17 protein-coding genes and 1 pseudogene are annotated in these 15958 nt (G+C 59.6%); 5 read left to right on the forward strand and 13 right to left on the reverse strand.

Going from position 1 to position 15958, the window contains the following annotated elements; genetic code table 11:
- Positions 1-2 precede the first annotated feature (2 nt).
- From KBW81_RS16715 to KBW81_RS16745, 7 genes are read right to left on the reverse strand one after another with little or no spacing between them, the layout of a single operon-like run.
- A complete protein-coding gene (locus tag KBW81_RS16715) occupies positions 3-758 on the reverse strand; it encodes a flagellar biosynthetic protein FliR (protein ID WP_175499324.1) in 756 nt (251 codons plus the stop codon).
- 3 nt (positions 759-761) lie between these two features.
- Positions 762-2843, reverse strand: coding sequence for a flagellar biosynthesis protein FlhA (flhA, locus tag KBW81_RS16720; protein ID WP_254249285.1), 2082 nt, complete (start codon positions 2841-2843; stop codon positions 762-764).
- On the reverse strand, positions 2840-3661 hold the full coding sequence (locus tag KBW81_RS16725; protein WP_254249286.1) for a lytic transglycosylase domain-containing protein: 822 nt from the start codon (positions 3659-3661) through the stop codon (positions 2840-2842). Before KBW81_RS16725 ends, flhA begins: the two co-directional genes overlap by 4 nt.
- Positions 3658-3927 (reverse strand): flagellar biosynthesis protein FliQ, encoded by a 270-nt coding sequence (gene fliQ / locus KBW81_RS16730; RefSeq protein ID WP_090189950.1) that lies wholly within the window; start codon positions 3925-3927, stop codon positions 3658-3660. Before fliQ ends, KBW81_RS16725 begins: the two co-directional genes overlap by 4 nt.
- A 3-nt stretch (positions 3928-3930) precedes the next feature.
- Positions 3931-4257: a flagellar hook-basal body complex protein FliE gene (locus KBW81_RS16735; protein WP_254249287.1), complete on the reverse strand. Its 327-nt coding sequence runs from the start codon at positions 4255-4257 to the stop codon at positions 3931-3933.
- Between the two features lie 7 nt (positions 4258-4264).
- Positions 4265-4675, reverse strand: coding sequence for a flagellar basal body rod protein FlgC (gene flgC / locus KBW81_RS16740; protein ID WP_090189946.1), 411 nt, complete (start codon positions 4673-4675; stop codon positions 4265-4267).
- Between the two features lie 9 nt (positions 4676-4684).
- The gene (locus KBW81_RS16745; RefSeq protein WP_254249288.1) at positions 4685-5089 is read right to left on the reverse strand and encodes a flagellar basal body rod protein FlgB; all 405 of its coding nucleotides are present in this window, start codon (positions 5087-5089) and stop codon (positions 4685-4687) included.
- A 67-nt stretch (positions 5090-5156) separates the two neighbouring features.
- Between KBW81_RS16745 and KBW81_RS16750 the strand changes: the two genes are divergently transcribed.
- Complete coding sequence (locus KBW81_RS16750) at positions 5157-6494, forward strand: FliI/YscN family ATPase (protein WP_254249289.1); 1338 nt, start codon at positions 5157-5159, stop codon at positions 6492-6494.
- A 24-nt stretch (positions 6495-6518) separates the two neighbouring features.
- On the opposite strand, the gene KBW81_RS16755 is transcribed toward KBW81_RS16750, so the two are convergent.
- Positions 6519-6965, reverse strand: a complete 447-nt coding sequence (locus KBW81_RS16755) for an Lrp/AsnC family transcriptional regulator (protein ID WP_254249290.1) — start codon at positions 6963-6965, stop codon at positions 6519-6521.
- Between the two features lie 130 nt (positions 6966-7095).
- On the opposite strand from KBW81_RS16755, the gene KBW81_RS16760 reads away from it, so the two are divergent.
- Entirely contained in the window at positions 7096-8157 is a 1062-nt protein-coding gene (locus tag KBW81_RS16760) for an ornithine cyclodeaminase (RefSeq protein WP_254249291.1), read from the forward strand.
- Positions 8157-9080, forward strand: coding sequence for a citrulline utilization hydrolase CtlX (gene ctlX, locus KBW81_RS16765; RefSeq protein WP_254249292.1), 924 nt, complete (start codon positions 8157-8159; stop codon positions 9078-9080). Before KBW81_RS16760 ends, ctlX begins: the two co-directional genes overlap by 1 nt.
- Positions 9081-9214: 134 nt before the next feature.
- Here the strand turns inward: ctlX and KBW81_RS18805 are convergent.
- Positions 9215-9322: pseudogene (locus KBW81_RS18805) on the reverse strand (hypothetical protein); the annotation flags it as partial.
- Positions 9323-9547: 225 nt separating this feature from the next.
- On the opposite strand from KBW81_RS18805, the gene KBW81_RS16770 reads away from it, so the two are divergent.
- A complete protein-coding gene (locus KBW81_RS16770; protein ID WP_254249293.1) occupies positions 9548-10738 on the forward strand; it encodes a CHASE4 domain-containing protein in 1191 nt (396 codons plus the stop codon).
- Positions 10739-10832: 94 nt separating this feature from the next.
- Positions 10833-11192 (forward strand): ATP-binding protein, encoded by a 360-nt coding sequence (locus KBW81_RS16775; protein ID WP_254249294.1) that lies wholly within the window; start codon positions 10833-10835, stop codon positions 11190-11192.
- Positions 11193-11320: 128 nt separating this feature from the next.
- On the opposite strand, the gene KBW81_RS16780 is transcribed toward KBW81_RS16775, so the two are convergent.
- The 4 genes from KBW81_RS16780 to KBW81_RS16795 are packed head-to-tail and all read right to left on the reverse strand — an operon-like array spanning position 11321 to position 15870.
- Entirely contained in the window at positions 11321-12268 is a 948-nt protein-coding gene (locus KBW81_RS16780; RefSeq protein ID WP_254249295.1) for an ABC transporter substrate-binding protein, read from the reverse strand.
- A 28-nt stretch (positions 12269-12296) separates the two neighbouring features.
- Complete coding sequence (locus KBW81_RS16785) at positions 12297-13298, reverse strand: ABC transporter permease (RefSeq protein ID WP_254249296.1); 1002 nt, start codon at positions 13296-13298, stop codon at positions 12297-12299.
- Positions 13298-14815: a sugar ABC transporter ATP-binding protein gene (locus tag KBW81_RS16790; protein ID WP_254249297.1), complete on the reverse strand. Its 1518-nt coding sequence runs from the start codon at positions 14813-14815 to the stop codon at positions 13298-13300. The genes KBW81_RS16785 and KBW81_RS16790 overlap by 1 nt, the downstream gene beginning before the upstream one ends.
- Positions 14812-15870 (reverse strand): LacI family DNA-binding transcriptional regulator, encoded by a 1059-nt coding sequence (locus KBW81_RS16795; RefSeq protein WP_254249298.1) that lies wholly within the window; start codon positions 15868-15870, stop codon positions 14812-14814. The genes KBW81_RS16790 and KBW81_RS16795 overlap by 4 nt, the downstream gene beginning before the upstream one ends.
- Positions 15871-15958: the final 88 nt, after the last annotated feature.

Consider the following 15958-nt stretch of genomic DNA (forward strand, 5'->3'; position numbering starts at 1 on the left):
GATCAGAACTCGTAAGTCGCCAGCCAATCGGCAAAGGGTTCAAGGAACCCGCGCATCATGGTTGGGATCGCCAGCACCATCAAGGCAAGGCCCGCGACGATCAAGGCTGGTTGCGCGATAAAGAAGACCTGCAGGCTTGCCATCATCCGGTTCGCAAGGCCCATGCCGACGTTCAGCACCAGACCCGCAATATAGAACGGCGCGGCAATCGACAGCCCCATATACAAACTGACCTGCACCGCGCGGGCGAATTGGTCGGTCAGTTCAGCCAGCATAAAGCTGCCCGGCGCAAAGACCTGATAAGACATCAGCAAGGATCGGATGATGATATGGTGCAAATCCGTGATAAAAATCAGCGCTGTGGCCCCGGCGATCAACATGGCGGCCAGACTGGTCGCGCCTTCCATCGATCCGGTGTTGGGGGCAAGGGCATTGGCAAGGCCGGACATCAGCGCAATCTGGTAGCCCGCGAACTGCAGCGCCGACAGCAATGTGCGCCCAACAAGCCCGATCCACAGGCCAACCGTGACTTCTGCCCCGAACAGCAACATCAGTGCGACGGGGCGATCCTCTACGATGGGTCCAACGCCCGAGACGGGGAAAAGCGCCGCGCTCAGGATTAGGCCGAACAACAAGCGTTGGCGGACGGGGACCGTGTTTTCGGCAAATCCCGGCATAAAAAGCAGCGCCGACCCGATCCGCGCAAAGACCACGAAGTAGCCCATGACGGTGCCAGTCAGCAGGGTGGATAGGTCCACGTCCTAGGACCCGATGGTGGCGACGGTCCGCAATGACACTTTGCGGTGGATTTCCGCGTTGGAAATCACCGGCGTCATCGGGCTGACCCGTTCGAGCATGGAGCGGATGTAGGACCGGGCCTCTGGGTTGACCATAATGGCGGGCCAGACATCATCGCTGGCAAACCGCTGGATCTGCTGGCGCGATTGCAGCACGAATTCCTGCACACGCTTGGGCGACATGACAAAACTTCGATCATCGCCGACGCTTTTGATCGCCTCGATGAACTCGACTTCCCAAGCGGGGGACAGGGTGATGACGGGGACAAATCCCTGATCGTCCAGCAAGCCTTGGCAAATCTGGCTCGACAGGCGGCGGCGGACGTTTTCCAGGATCATTGCAGGCTTGGTTGTGTGGCGGGTCGCTTCGGCCATCGCCTCGATAATCAGCGGCAGGTTACGGATCGACACCCGTTCCAGCAGCAGTTCCTGCAGCACCTTTTGCACCATGATCGCGGGCGATGGCACAGGCAGGTCGCTGACCAGTTTTTGATAGTTCCGGTCCAAACCGTCGATCGCCTCTTTGGCGCAGGCATAAGTCAGCAGCTCCGCCATGTTTTCGTTCACGACTTCGGTCAGGTGGGTCGTGATCACGCTTTCGGGGTCCACCACGGTCAGGCCGCTGTTTTCGGCCTGTTCTGCCACTGCTTTGTCGACCCAAAGCGCATCAAGGCCAAAGGTTGGCTCTTTGGTCCGCTCTCCGACCAATTGCAGGGGGATGCCGTCTGGGTTGATGACCATCATCTGATTGGCCCGGATGTCGCCGCGCGCGACATCGACGCCGTGGACCTGAAACACATAGCTGTTGATCGGCAGGCTGGCGTCGTCCTTGATCCGGACCGATGGCATCGGAAATCCGTATTTTTCGGCAAAGTGCTTGCGCAGGGATTTGATCTTGCTGGGCAATACCGCATCTGGCCGGTTGGCCAGCCCAACAAGGCCTTCGCCCAAGACGAGCCGTAGATCATCAAGGCGCATCGGGTTGCTGTCGGATTCAGGGGCCGCTTTCTTTTGTGCGTCCAGCGCGTCAGATTGCGTTTTCTTTTCGGCTGCTTTGGCGGCGTTGATCTGGATGAAATAGCCTAAGCCGCCCATGGTGGCCGCGAGTAGGCTAAAGACGAACAGTGGAAAGCCCGGCAGCATGCCGATCCCGAAAAGCAGCAGCGCCGACATATAAAGCGCCTTGGGAAAGTTCGACAGCTGATCCAAAACCGCTTCGTTTGCAGCGCCGCGGGTGCCGCCTTTGGTGACGATCAAACCGGCCGCAAGCGACACGACAAGCGCGGGGATTTGGCTGACCAGCCCGTCGCCAATGGTCAGCGAGGTAAAGACATTGGCCGCATCCCCGACCGACATGCCGCGCTGCACGACGCCAATCAGGATGCCGCCGATCACGTTGATTAGCGTGATGATCAGGCCCGCAACGGCATCGCCGCGCACAAACTTGGATGCACCGTCCATCGCGCCGAAAAAGGATGTCTCGTCTTCCAGTTCCTTGCGGCGGCGGCGGGCTTCGTCTTCGTCGATTAGGCCTGCGCCCATGTCGGCGTCGATGGCCATCTGCTTGCCCGGCATCGCGTCGAGCGAGAACCGCGCCGCGACCTCTGCAATGCGGGTCGAACCCTTGGTGATGACGACAAAGTTAATGATCACAAGGATCGCAAAAATCACGACGCCGATGACGAAGTTGCCTGCGATAATAAACTTGGAAAAGCCTTGGATGACGTCGCCAGCGGCCTGCATCCCCGTGTGACCTTCACTTAGGATCAACCGGGTCGAGGCGACGTTGAGCGACAGGCGCAGCATGGTCGTGACCAGCAAAAGCGTCGGGAAAGAGTTGAATTGCAGCGGCGATGGAATCCAAAGCGCGACCATAAAAATCAGCACGCTAAGCGAGAGCGACACGGCCAACCCAAGGTCCAGCAGCACCGGCGGCAGCGGCAGGAACAAGATAGCCAGCACAAGGGCCATGCCGACAGCAAAGCCGACGTCCTTGTTGCCGCGAAAGATGCCAAGCTGCGGCAGGACTGTGGGTTTCCCGCTCATCCCGCTGGTCCAAAGAGTGATGAGGTATAGGTCGGCAGGATCGGCTGGATGGTCTGCGAGGAATAAAGCGATGTGCGTGCGTTCGATGCGCCGCCCAAACTTGCACCCCATGTTGCCCGCGCCACGACGACATTGCCGTTGTCGTCACGCTGGACGGGCGGGGCTGTGCGGCGGGGGGCGGACCCGCCAGCAATGGCAATAAATTCCGGCAGCCGTGCATTGGCGGCAGCGATATTGCTGTGCAAGCGCGACAAATAGATGTCGCGGTACTGCGGCTCTTGCGAATGATAAGACCCGGCGGCCTGCATCCAGTTGCCCGTTTGGGCGTAAAGTTGCTTTAAAAAGCGCGCGGCATAATCGACGTTCACCGTCGGATCAAACCCTTCGGCTGCGTTTACAAACGCATCGGGATGCCAGCGCATGTTGATCTGCATGCAACCCACATCAATCGACCGCACACCAGCGCGTTGACGCTCTGCAATCCAATCAAGCGCGGCTAGGCGGCTGTCAAATAGCCGGCCTTCGCCTTCGGCATTCACGGCATAGGGCCAGACGGTAAATTGCCCGTTCCGGCGGGTGCCGGCCTCTTGTAGGCCGATGGCCAGCAGCATGTTGTCTGGAATGCCATGGCGCGCCTGCGCGGCTAGGATTTCGCGGATGCAAACGCCATCTTCGCCGCCGCTGGCAATCGGTGCCCCGGCGCGGGCCGCACGCGGCGTTTTGGACACATAGAACTGCCCCCAGCCATCAGCCAGCGCGGTGGTGCCGAAGGTAAGCCCGATAAGGCCCGCGACAAGAATGCGGTGCAGCCCCTTCATAATCCACCATTTTCGACTAGGTCAAAGACGGTATCGGACAGCGATTTGAGCGTGCCGTACATGAACGGTGTCGCGACAAGCAGGGTGACAAAGATCATCACGATCTTAGGCACGAAGGTCAGCGTCATTTCCTGAATCTGGGTCAGCGCCTGAAAGAACGCAATCACAAGCCCGATAACAAGCGCCACGCCAAGCACGGGGGCTGATGCAAGCAAAACGGCCAGCACAGTGTCAGAGATGATGTCGTAGGCTTGCGCTTCATTCATGACCTAGATCGGCATCCGCAGGATTTCCTGGTAGGCTTCGACAAAGCGGTCGCGGACGGACACGGCGACTTTGACGGTCGACTCCATCGCCATCATCGCTTCGACAACCTGCTGCGTGTCAGCCTCGCCGCGCAGGCCGGCTTGCGCCGTTTGCTCGCCTGCGCGCATCGTGTCGATCGCGTTTTCGGATGCGCTGCGCACCATGTTGGAAAAGCTGGTCGGGCTGGACTCTTCGGTCGCTGCCGCGCCCTTTTCGCCCATGATCGACTGCGAGGTGCGGTAAGCACCCCGGACAGCGGCGGAGGAGACGAGGGAGGTTGGATCGCTCATCGTAGCATCACTTCAGCAGATCAAGCATTTGGCCGCGCATCCGGCGGCCTGCTTCGAACATGTTCATATTGGCTTCATAGTTGCGCGATGCCTCGCGCATGTTGGCCATCTCGATGATCGGATCGACGTTGGGCCGTTTCACATAACCGGTTTCGTCCGCCGCAGGGTGGGATGGGTCGTAATCGAGCCGGAAATCAGATTGATCGCGGCCGATCCGGTCCACTTCCACCAGTGTCGCGCCGCTATCGCGGTCGACCATTTCTGAAAAGCTGATGGTCTTGCGGCGGAACGGATCATCACCGGGGGTCGCGCCAGTGGAATCCGCGTTGGCCACGTTTTCCGATATGACGCGCAGACGCGCCGTTTGCGCGGTCATGCCGCTGGCTGCGATACGTGCGATAGACTGAAGCGGGTCCATGATTGTTCCTTACCTTCCGGTCACTGCCATCGTCAGCAGATCATAGCTTTTGCGGTAAAGCTGTGCTGCCATGCGATATTGGTCGCTGATGTCCGCAGACCGGATGGCCTGCTCTTCCAGATTGACGGTATTGCCGTTGATCGAGGCGTGGGTCGCCGTCGGGTCGTTCATTTCGCGGATGCCAGCTGTCGATGTGCTGGTTATGCCCGTGATGTGCCGCGGGTCCGTTGTCGCAAGGCCAGAGGTCGCAGTGCTGCGGCCATCAACCATCGACGCAAAAGATGTCACGTCGCGGGACTGAAATTCAGGCGTACCCGCGTTCGCTACGTTTTCCGATGTCACCTTCTGCCGCGCAGCAAGCCACGTCATCCGGTCGGATGCCAAGCCAAAAATAGAAAGGTTAGACAAGTTCATTTTTTTACTGCCGCTTAATTTATTCTTGTATAGTACAAAAACAAACGCCTCTCAAAGTGAATTATACATGAAAACCATATTTTCCGAGCTAACGAGCTTTGCGCGTGACGCAGGAGAGGCCGTCATCACCGGCGAAGTGCAGGCCATCACCGGCATCACCCTGACTGCGGTTGGCCTGCAACGGGTGCTTGGCATCGGCGAGCGGTGCATTGTTCACGGGTCTGCCGGGCCGGTTCATGCAGAGGTTGTCGGCCTTGGCACGCACGGGACAGAGCTGCTGCCGTTCGGGTCGTGGCGCGGTGTGGCAGCGGGCGATCTAGTCGAGGTCGATCATGGCCGCGATGTGATCAGACCTGATGAAAGCTGGAAGGGCCGCGTGATCAACGCCGCTGCCGCACCACTTGACGGAAAGGGGCACTTGCCAGAGGGCGATACACCGCGCCCCCTGCGTGCGTCCCCGCCCAGTGCGTTCGACCGCAAACGGATTGGCCCAAAACTGGCCACCCATGTGCGCGCGCTCGATATTTTCACGCCGCTGTGCCGCGGGCAGCGGCTGGGCATTTTTGCTGGCTCTGGCGTCGGCAAGTCCACCCTGATGGCCATGCTGGCCCGCTATACCGAATGCGACGTCGTCGTTATGGCGCTGGTCGGTGAACGGGGCCGGGAAGTGCAGGACTTCATTTCCACCGACCTTGGTCCAGAAGGTATGAAAAAGGCGGTGTTGGTGGTCGCGACAGGCGATGAGCCGCCCCTGACACGGCGCCAAGCGGCCTGGACAGCGATGGCCGTGGCAGAGCATTTCCGCGATCAAGGCCAACACGTCTTGCTGTTGATGGACAGCGTGACCCGCTTTGCCATGGCGCAGCGCGAAATCGGCCTTGCCTCTCGTGAGCCGCCGACCGCGAAAGGCTATCCGCCTACGGTCTTTTCAGAGCTGCCGCAAATGTTGGAACGGGCCGGACCGGGTCCTGTGGGCAAGGGCGACATCACGGCCATCTTTACCGTGCTGGTCGATGGCGATGACATGAATGACCCCATCGCCGATGCCGTGCGCGGGATCACTGATGGCCATATCGTGCTGGATCGCCGGATCGGAGAGCGGGGGCGCTATCCGGCGATTGACTTGCTGGCCAGCGTCTCTCGGACGTTGCCGGAATGTCATACCGACGTGGAATATACCCTGCTCAAGGCCGCTCACCGTGCATTGGCCGCCCATGCTGACATGGAGGAATTGATCCGCATTGGCGCATATCGCAGCGGTAGCAATCCGGACTTGGACTGCTCCATCGCCTTTGCTGGCCCCTGCGAGGCGTTCCTGTCGCAGCGCAAGCACGAGCAAACGCCGCCGGACAAGGCGTTTTCGGATGTTGCCACTTTGCTAGATCAGGCGGGGATTCGGCCCTGAGGGTATTTGCGTTCTGCCTTCGCTTTAAATGCTGGTCAGCAGGATGTTCGTCTCGCTGTTCAGCACGCCATCGACCAGACGCACCTCGCGCAGGACGCTGTCGAACTCGGACAGGCTTTCAACCAAAACCTCTGCGATCAGGTCCCATTTGCCGCTGGTCGTGTGCAGGGCGGTCAGTTCAGGCAGGCCGCGCAGCTTGTTGATGACCTGCGTGGTATTCCGGCCCGACACTTCGATCATCATGATCGCGCGAATCTGGTTGACGGCGTAATCCTCGCGCACCCGCGCGGTGAAGCCCAGCAAGGCGCCAGAGGCAAGCAGACGGTCCAGACGTGTCTGCACCGTGGCGCGCGACACCCCCATGATGTCGGCCAGCTTGGATACGGGCGCCCGGCCATCACTGCGCAGCAGCCCGATCAACGTGCGGTCCAGATTGTCGAAGACATATTTCGTCTCTGCCTGTTGCCCCATGATCGCCCTGCAATTTGTTAATTAACACTACGCAATTTGCACAATTTGCCCGCATAATCATAGCAACTTCGCCATATTCGGCGCAATTATTATAGCAGACAATGGGATCATATCAAAAATGAGGTCCACCATGTCGGCTCCTGCACCATCAAAACTGGCCTATGTGCCCTTTGTCAGCGTCGCCAATATGATGCGGCTGATCAACCGCACCGGGCTGTCCAAGATGTTGACCGGCATCGCCGCCTATATCGAGGAAGACTTTCGCCGCTGGGAGCTGTTCGACAAAGCACCGCGCGTCGCATCGCATTCCGACGTTGGTGTGATCGAACTGATGCCGACCTCTGACGGGCAGGTCTACGGCTTTAAATACGTCAACGGTCATCCCAAGAATACGGCAGAGGGGTTGCAGACCGTCACGGCCTTTGGCCTGCTGGCCAACGTCCAGACCGGGTACCCGGTTTTGCTATCTGAAATGACCTTGCTGACGGCGCTGCGCACGGCGGCGACCTCGGCGCTTGTCGCGAAATATCTGGCTCCGGAAGGGGCCGACACGATGGCGCTGATCGGCAATGGCGCGCAGTCTGAATTTCAGGCGACGGCCTTTCGGGCGATCTGCGGCGTCACCAAGCTGCGGCTGTATGATATCGACCCGGCGGCCACGCAAAAGGTGCTGCGCAACCTGTCGGATCAGGGGTTCGAGCTGACGGCGTGCTCATCTGCCCAAGAGGCAATCGAAGGTGCGCAGATCATCACGACCTGCACGGCGGACAAGCAATATGCTACGATCCTGACCGACAACATGGTCGGTGCCGGTGTGCACATCAACGCCATCGGTGGCGACTGCCCCGGCAAAACCGAATTGCACAAAGACATCCTGAGCCGCGCAGACGTCTTCGTCGAATACCCGCCGCAAACGCGGATTGAGGGCGAAATCCAGCAGATGCCTGCCGATTTCCCCGTGACCGAGATGTGGGAAGTCATCACCGGCAAAGCCAAGGGCCGCCGCGATGCCCGCCAGATCACCTTGTTCGACGGCGTCGGTTTCGCGACCGAGGATTTCTCGGCGCTGCGCTATCTGCGCGATCAGCTGGAAAGCACCGGGCTTTATGAGGCGCTCGACATGATTGCCGACCCGGACGATCCCCGTGATCTGTTCGGCATGGTGCGCCGCGCTGGCATCGAAGGCGCGTAATGCGTCCCTCTGTTCAGGCCCCGGCCGCCGTTGTGATGGTGCGCCCGCACCATTTCACGGTGAATACGCAAACCGCGCAGGACAATGCCTTTCAGGCGCAGATGGATGTGCAGGGCAGTGACCTGTCACGCCGCGCCTATGACGAACATACGGCTGCGATGGCGGAACTGGAACGCCGCGGCGTGCGCGTCCATGTGTTTGAAGGTTCCGATGCGGCCACGCCGGATTGTGTCTTTCCCAACAACTGGTTTTCGACCCACGCGGGCGGTCATGTGGCCATCTATCCGATGAAGGCCGCGAACCGCCGGCTGGAACGGCGCGCCGATGTGATCGAGTTGCTGAAAGCAAAATATCGCGTTCAGGATGTGATTGATTATTCGGGGCTAGAGCCCGACCGCCTGTACCTAGAGGGGACCGGGGCGATGGTCCTCGATCATATCGACCGGGTTGCTTATGCGGTGGCATCTGATCGCACGAACCCCATCGCGCTAGAGCGGTTCTGCACGCATTTCAATTTTGAACCCATGGTGTTCCCGGCCGCGGATTCACGCGGCGTTAATATCTATCATACCAACGTACTGATGTGCATCGGAACAGATTATGCGTTGCTGGGGGCCGATATGATCACTGACCATGCCCGCCGCGAAGAGGTGATCACCCGCCTGCAAGACTCTGGCCGCGACGTCATCGCCCTGACCGAGGCGCAGATCGCCAAATTCGCCGGAAATGCGATCGAGCTTCAGGGCCGCGATGGTCGCCTGCTGGCGCTGTCGCAGACCGCCTATGATGCGCTGGACCCGTCCCAAATTGCATTAATCGCCCAAAGCGCCACGCTTGTCCCGCTGTCCATCCCGACAATCGAGATGGCAGGCGGTTCGGTCCGGTGCACCATCGCGGGCATCCACCTTGCGCCCCGGCGATGATTGACTGGGCCAGGGTTGCCGGGCTTGGGGTGGCACAACTGGGGAATAGGGTTGATCCAAACCGGATCGGCCAGGCCAAACGCTGACAGCCCCTTGGGCGTCGTAAAGGGCAGCGGTGCCGGAAGGATGGCGATGGCGACATTCGGGCCTTGGTGATCATTCGGATTTGTCTTCGGGTCGCCGCTATCGGTGTCGATGATGCAGACTCTGCTGGGGGTCGTGGCGTAGACAGTCCCGACCAGCCAAAACCGACTAGACCGGCGTCATATGGCGCCACAAGCAGACTGCGCCTTGCCATGATTTGTGGGCGTGAACCGCGCCAACTTGTTTGGCGATCCCGCCGTGCCTTTTATTTGCCATAGTGTTTAATTAACCGTCTTTCAGGCGCTATGACCTATCCCAATTCGCCTTTGGTTTAGGTATCGAACCGCCCATTCACTGACACGCATATGAAGGCGATTTCCATCATGACGGCTAGTCTAAACAGGCTTTCGTTCCAGATTGTCAGATCGCTGTTTATCGTCGTTTGCGTTGGCCTTTTAAGCCTTGTTTTTGTTGGACATAACGCGATCAATATCGCGGATCAGAACGCGCGCGCGCAGCAGGAACGTTTTGCCGCGAAACGCCTTACCGCCGCGATTGAGGTCCTTCCAGAACAACAGCGCAGCGCCACCGTTTGGGATGACGCGGTTGAGCAAACAGCTGCCCGCGATACGAAGTGGATGGACGATAACCTTGGGTCCTGGATGCAAAGCTATTTTGGGCATGATGAAAATTATGTCCTGGACCAAGCGAATGTGGCCTTCTTCGCCGCGGTCTTAGGTGAAATCGTGCCCCCGGAACGCTATGAGGCCCGCGCTGAATTCATCGAACCGCTTGTCGCGCAGCTGCGCGAAAACATGGCAGAAGTCAGCCAAGGCGATGACGATCCATACGAGGCGCTGGCCGAAGTTGCGGTCGTGGCATCTGTTCTGATTGGCGACAGGACGGCTATCGTCAGTGTCATCCCCATTATTTCTGACTCTGGCGACATCGCGCAAAAGCCGGGAACCGAAGCGTTGCATGTCGCTTTGCGGTACTTCGACGCAGAGCTGGCCACACAAATCGGTTCCCCGATCGAGCTAGACAGCGCGGAATTCAGTACGGATCCGCCTGCTGGACATCAGGCGAGTATCCCTGTGACCAGTCCGTCGGGCGACGTGCTTTGTTGGCTCAGATGGAAGGCCGCTCATCCGGGCACTGACCTTTTGGCGAAAATGCTGCCGGTTTTAATCGCCGTGGGTTTAGCAAGCGGCGGCGTGCTTTTGTGGATTGTCCGGCATTTGCTGCGCGTGTCGGGCCAACTGCAAGCCAGTGAAGCGCAGGCGCGCCGGGATATCGTCGCCCTACAGCAGGCAAGAGAGGCAGCCGAAGTCGCCGACCGGGCAAAGATGAACTTCATGAGCGTCGTGAGCCACGAGCTTCGGACGCCATTGACGGTCATTCTGGGCTACGCACGGCTTGGAAAAAACCTGCGCAAGATGCCTCCTGCGCAGCGGTTGGAGGAGGTCAGTCACCTTGGCCAAGTTGATCCGGCGCTGCTGCAAAGCAGCGTAGAGGATGTGCTGCGGACCGCGACCACAGGTATGGAAAAAATTGAACGATCCGGAGATTTGTGACGTGCTAGAGGTCCTTAACCCCGTGGTGGACCAGATGAGGACCCTCACGGACGAAAAAGGACTAAAGCTTGAGGCCACAATGGCCCCCTGTCTGATGTTGGCAGACGTGACGCGCACGCGGCAAATTGTTATCAACCTGATCGGAAATGCCATCAAGTTCACCGATGTGGGCAAGGTGTCTGTCATCGTCAAGGAGTCTGAGGACAAGGTTCATATCGAGGTTTCTGACACAGGGACGGGGATCGCACCTCACGAGCTTGAGAAGATATTCGATGCGTTCCACCAGGCCGATGGCTCATTCTCCCGCAGTGCTGCCGGGACCGGATTGGGGCTATCCGTTGCAAGAGAGCTTGCTCACCTTGAAGGTGGAACCATCAGTGTTCGCAGTGAAGTCGGCGTCGGCAGCACATTCACCTTATCGCTTCCAAAAAGTAAGTTACCCGATCCCAGCTAAGCGTATGAATAACCAGTATCGCTAGGAATTTGGTGCTTGGCCTGTCCGGGTCCGGTTGTGTCCCAGCAATGTTGTCGTCACGCGCAGGGAAGGAAGTCAGCCCCGTCTAGGCTGACTTCCGTATGTGTTTAGAATGGGCTGTCGGGATAGTAGAACTGTGCGGCATTGTCCGGGGTGACAAGCACGGACCCGATGGTAAAGGTGCCGGACACCGGCGCGGTAGAGGTCATACCAACGGCCGTGAGTTCGATCGCCGTCGCGATCATTGAGGGTGGATAGGTGACGTCCGCGGGGATCATCGCATCGCCGTCCATCACGCGCTTGACCATTTCCTTCATGCCCGCGCCGCCCAGCACGAATTTGACGTCTTGCCGGTCCGCCGCCTCGATTGCGGCAAGCACGCCGACGGCCATGTCATCATCAGAGGCCCAGACCGCGTCGATCTGGTCATACTTTGACAGGAAATCCTGCATGACGTTGAAGCTGTCGTCGCGGTTCCAGTTGCCGTGCTCCATGCCGACAATCTCGATCCCTGATCCTTCAATGGCCGCCTCGAACCCTGCAACGCGTTCGTTGTCGATGGTCGTCGGGATGCCGCGCAGCACGACGATTTTGCCGCCATCGGGCATTTGGGACCGCATGAATTCGCCCGATACGGTGCCAAAGCCCGGGTTGTCACCGGCGACATACAGATCCTCGATCCCCGGGATCGACAGTCCGCGATCGACGACCGTGACCCAGACGCCGCTGTTGGCAACGGATTGGACGGGCGGGGTGATCGGATCAGATTCAAAAGGCAGCACCACCAGCGCACTGATGTTGCGGGTTGCGACCATGTCCTCGATGTCGTTGACCTGCTTGCCCGCGTCGGACGCCGTGGCCAGCACGAAATCAAGGTCGGGATAGACTTCTTCCAAACGCTCAATGGCCTCTTGCGCGTGAAAGTTCATGCCGCCCGCCCAGCCATGGGTCGCCGCCGGGATCGACACGCCGATCACTTTGGTATCCTGCGCCATGGCCGCGGTGCCGACGGCAATTGCGGCGGTCCCGGCAAGTATCGTTTTCAAATAAGACATTGTTTCTCCTCCCAGAGCAGCGAAGTTGTCAGCCCTTCGCCTTGGCTTCTCGCTGTAAAATGACAGCCAGTACGATGATGACGCCTTGGATCGCACCATTCAGGTAGGGCGAGACGAGGTCGGTCAGATTCAAAATGTTGTCGATTAAACTGAGGATCAGCACACCGATCACGGTGCCCCAGACCCGGCCAAAGCCGCCCTTTAGGACCGTGCCGCCGATGATCACGGCGGCGATGGCTTCAAGTTCCCACAGAACGCCAGTGGATGCAGAGGCAGAGCCAAGGCGTGGGACATACATGATTGTGGCGACGCCCACGAGCAGGCCGAGCATGATATAGGTCAGCATCCGCGTGCGACCCACGTTGACGGATGAATAATGGGCGACGTGCTCGTTCGATCCGGTCGCCGCGCAGTGACGGCCAAAGCGGGCGCGGCTCATCAGGATTTCGCCCAAGATAACGACGACGGCAAAGACGATGATTGGCCAAGACACGCCAAGGATGCCGTCAAAATAGACCGGGCGGTAGAAGGTGCGCAGATCGAAATCGAGCGACAGGGTGCCGCCATTGGCGAGCCATGTCACAAGGCTGCGGTAGATGCCCATCGTGCCCAGCGTCACGATGAAGGCCTCGATCCCTAAGGTGGTGATCAGAAAACCGTTTAACATGCCCGCTGCGATCCCGGCGATCAGGGCCACCAGCATCCCCAGTAGAATGATCGGGATGCCGACGCCCAATGTGGGCAGGGCAGCGTTCATCACAAGGATCATCATGCCCGCGATAAAAGCCGCCATAGAGCCCACCGACAGGTCCAGCCCGCCCGCCGTGATGACAAAGGTCATGCCAACCGCGATGATCCCGATAAAGGCAGAGCGTGACAGCACGTTGTTGATATTGCTCGCACTTAGGAAATTGCCGTTCAACGCAGCGCCAATGACGATCAAGATCACCAGCGCCAAGATCGGACCAAGCACGCTCATGGACGGTATCCGGCTGCGTTTGCGCGGGGGATTTGCTGTTTCAGTTGCCATCAGGCGGCCCTTTCGTCTGGGTCAGCACCCACGCCCATGGCGCAGCGCACAATTGCGTCTTCGGTGATGGCGTCGCCGTCCAGCGTGCCAGCAATCTGGCCCTGCCGCATAACCAGAACGCGGTCGGACAGGCCGATGATCTCTTGCATCTCTGACGACACGACGATGATCGCTTTTCCAGACGCCGCGAGCGCGCGTAAAAAGGTGTAAATTTGCTGTTTCGTGCCAATGTCGATGCCGCGTGTTGGCTCGTCGACGATCAGGATGCGGGGTTCGGATTGCATGATTTTGGCCAGCAGCAGTTTTTGCTGGTTCCCGCCCGACAGATTGCCGACCAGAACATCGGCGCTGCCTGCGCGGATATCGAAGTCCTTGACCGCCTGCGCAAGTGCCGCATCCTCTGCACGCCGATCAATCAGGATACGGCCAAAGCGGGCCAGCGCCTGAAGCGTCAGATTGACCCGCATCCCCTTGTCCAGCAGCAGCCCGCGCAATTTGCGGTCCTCTGTCATATAGCACAGGCCATTATTCAACGCGTCGGCCGTGTTGCGTATAGCCAAGGGCTGCCCTTCGATCTGCAGCGCGGATATTGTCGCTGGGCGCAGGCCGCACAGGCCCTCCATCGCTTCGGTCCGGCCAGAGCCGATCAGGCCAGCGATGCCAAGGATCTCTCCTTGATGCAGGGTAAAGCTTATGTCTTTTGCATGGCCGGGTACCGTCAGCCCCTGTACCTGCAGCGCAATGCGCGCATCATGCGCCACGCCGGGCTTTGGCGGATAAAGGGCGGATACGTCACGCCCTACCATCGCCGTCGCCATGTCATCCTCTGTCATGGCCGCGACCATGTCGCTGCGCACAACAGCCCCGTCGCGCATGATTGTCACGCGGTCAGCGATCGCGGCGACTTCGCCCAGTTTGTGAGAGGTGAAAAGGATGGCTGTGCCCGCTGCGCGCAAGGCGCGGACCTGTTCGAAAAGCACCTCTACCTCTGATCCGGTCAACACGGCTGTCGGTTCGTCCATGATAAGGACGCGCGCATCGCGGCTAAGCGCCTTGGCGATTTCGACCATTTGCTTGTCTGAATTTGACAGGCGGGACACAGGGGTGTCCGGGTCGATGCGGCATTTAAGGCGGCCAAGGTACTGCTGCGTCAGGTCCCGCATCCGCCACTTGTCCAGCAGCAGGCCGCGCCGTAGCTCGCGCCCAAGAAAGATGTTCTGCTCAACGGTGAGCTGTTCAGCCAGGTTGAATTCTTGGTGGATCAACACGATCCCCGCAGCTTCGCCATCATGCAAAGAGTCAAAGCGGACCTCTTTGCCGTCCAGAAGGATGCGGCCCGCGGTGGCGGGCTGATAGCCAGCCAGGATCTTCATGGTGGTTGATTTGCCCGCCCCGTTCTCTCCGATCAGGGCGAGCACTTCGCCGCTACGCAATGTCACGTCGATGCCTGACAGGACTTCGACGGGACCAAAGCTTTTGTGGACACCCCGTAGGGCGAGGATGGGGTCAGCAGTCATGTGGCAGGGCCTTCTGAAGGGGCGCGGGTGCCCGGCAGGTTTTCGCGGATGTAGATCGCGGGCACGATCAGGGGTGCGTCGGGCAGGGGGTGCCGGTCAGCTAGGCTGCGAAGCAATGCAAGCGTGCGTGTAATCTCTTCCTCTGGCCGTTGATCAATAACGATATCAATCAGGCCGGCCTCGAGCGCCGCGCGGTTATGGGCGACAAGTTCGTGCAGAACGATGACCGGGCGCGGGCGATCTGCAGGCAGCGCGGCGATGACCCTTATCAAGCCGGCGTTGCCCGCACCGGCGCTGTAAATTGCTGTAATCTGCGGGTCGGCGGCAAGGACGGAGCGCAGGCGGGCTTCAACCACATCGTGGCGGTCGCGCCCTTCGACCAGCGGCGCTGTCGTCAATGTGGTCGGGGCGAGTGTCTCGCGCAGGCCGGCTAAACGTTCAGCATGGTCACGGGCCGTTATTGCGCCAATGATCGGCAGCACTCTGCCAGCCCGGCCGCCGTGCGCCAGCACGATGAGCCCGCCTGCGGTCCGCCCCGCCGTGGCGTTGTCGATCCCGATATAGGCGTCGCGCTGTGGTGCGGGCATGTCAGAGATCATCGCAAGCACCGCAACCCCTTTCGCCCGCAGGGCAGCGATGGCGTCATCAACACCTGCGCCGCTGATCCCAACAAGGGCGACACCGTCGACGTCGATTTGTGCCAGTTTGGTCAGGCAATGGGCCAGCGCCGCCGGATCAAAGGCGGCAACGCGTTCGATTGCGATCTGGACGCGGTCGGTTCCGGCGGGTGGATGTGCGTTGCGTAGGATGGTGCAGACGCGGTCAAAAAAGGTGTTCGTGCCTTCGGGAATGACAAAACAGAACCGGTAAATTCGGCGCTGCGCCAGATTGGCAGCCGCGACATTGCGCACATAGCCAAGGTCGGCGACCGCCTTAAGCACAGAAGCGCGCGACTTTTCGGCCACGGCTCCGCGTCCGTTTATGACGCGATCGACGGTCGCATAGCTGACGCCAGCCTGCGACGCCACATCAACCAGAGTCGGTGCGCGCTTCACGATATGAGTCCTCCCGGTTGTAGAGGATCATCGCATTGCCGCCACGTCAAATGATTTCTGATAGACGTCTTTCATTTGCAGAGGGTGC

The organism is Loktanella salsilacus, assembly GCF_024206795.1.
Taxonomy (GTDB): Bacteria; Pseudomonadota; Alphaproteobacteria; order Rhodobacterales; family Rhodobacteraceae; genus Loktanella; species Loktanella salsilacus.

Excerpts from the sequence above, each read along its gene's own strand:
- flhA (WP_254249285.1), bottom strand. The coding sequence starts at position 2,843 with ATGAGCGGGAAACCCACAGTCCTGCCGCAGCTTGGCATCTTTCGCGGC.
- KBW81_RS16725 (WP_254249286.1), bottom strand. The coding sequence starts at position 3,661 with ATGAAGGGGCTGCACCGCATTCTTGTCGCGGGCCTTATCGGGCTTACC.
- fliQ (WP_090189950.1), bottom strand. The coding sequence starts at position 3,927 with ATGAATGAAGCGCAAGCCTACGACATCATCTCTGACACTGTGCTGGCC.
- KBW81_RS16735 (WP_254249287.1), bottom strand. The coding sequence starts at position 4,257 with ATGAGCGATCCAACCTCCCTCGTCTCCTCCGCCGCTGTCCGGGGTGCT.
- flgC (WP_090189946.1), bottom strand. The coding sequence starts at position 4,675 with ATGGACCCGCTTCAGTCTATCGCACGTATCGCAGCCAGCGGCATGACC.
- KBW81_RS16745 (WP_254249288.1), bottom strand. The coding sequence starts at position 5,089 with ATGAACTTGTCTAACCTTTCTATTTTTGGCTTGGCATCCGACCGGATG.
- KBW81_RS16750 (WP_254249289.1), top strand. The coding sequence starts at position 5,157 with ATGAAAACCATATTTTCCGAGCTAACGAGCTTTGCGCGTGACGCAGGA.
- KBW81_RS16755 (WP_254249290.1), bottom strand. The coding sequence starts at position 6,965 with ATGGGGCAACAGGCAGAGACGAAATATGTCTTCGACAATCTGGACCGC.
- KBW81_RS16760 (WP_254249291.1), top strand. The coding sequence starts at position 7,096 with ATGTCGGCTCCTGCACCATCAAAACTGGCCTATGTGCCCTTTGTCAGC.
- ctlX (WP_254249292.1), top strand. The coding sequence starts at position 8,157 with ATGCGTCCCTCTGTTCAGGCCCCGGCCGCCGTTGTGATGGTGCGCCCG.
- KBW81_RS16770 (WP_254249293.1), top strand. The coding sequence starts at position 9,548 with ATGACGGCTAGTCTAAACAGGCTTTCGTTCCAGATTGTCAGATCGCTG.
- KBW81_RS16775 (WP_254249294.1), top strand. The coding sequence starts at position 10,833 with ATGTTGGCAGACGTGACGCGCACGCGGCAAATTGTTATCAACCTGATC.
- KBW81_RS16780 (WP_254249295.1), bottom strand. The coding sequence starts at position 12,268 with ATGTCTTATTTGAAAACGATACTTGCCGGGACCGCCGCAATTGCCGTC.
- KBW81_RS16785 (WP_254249296.1), bottom strand. The coding sequence starts at position 13,298 with ATGGCAACTGAAACAGCAAATCCCCCGCGCAAACGCAGCCGGATACCG.
- KBW81_RS16790 (WP_254249297.1), bottom strand. The coding sequence starts at position 14,815 with ATGACTGCTGACCCCATCCTCGCCCTACGGGGTGTCCACAAAAGCTTT.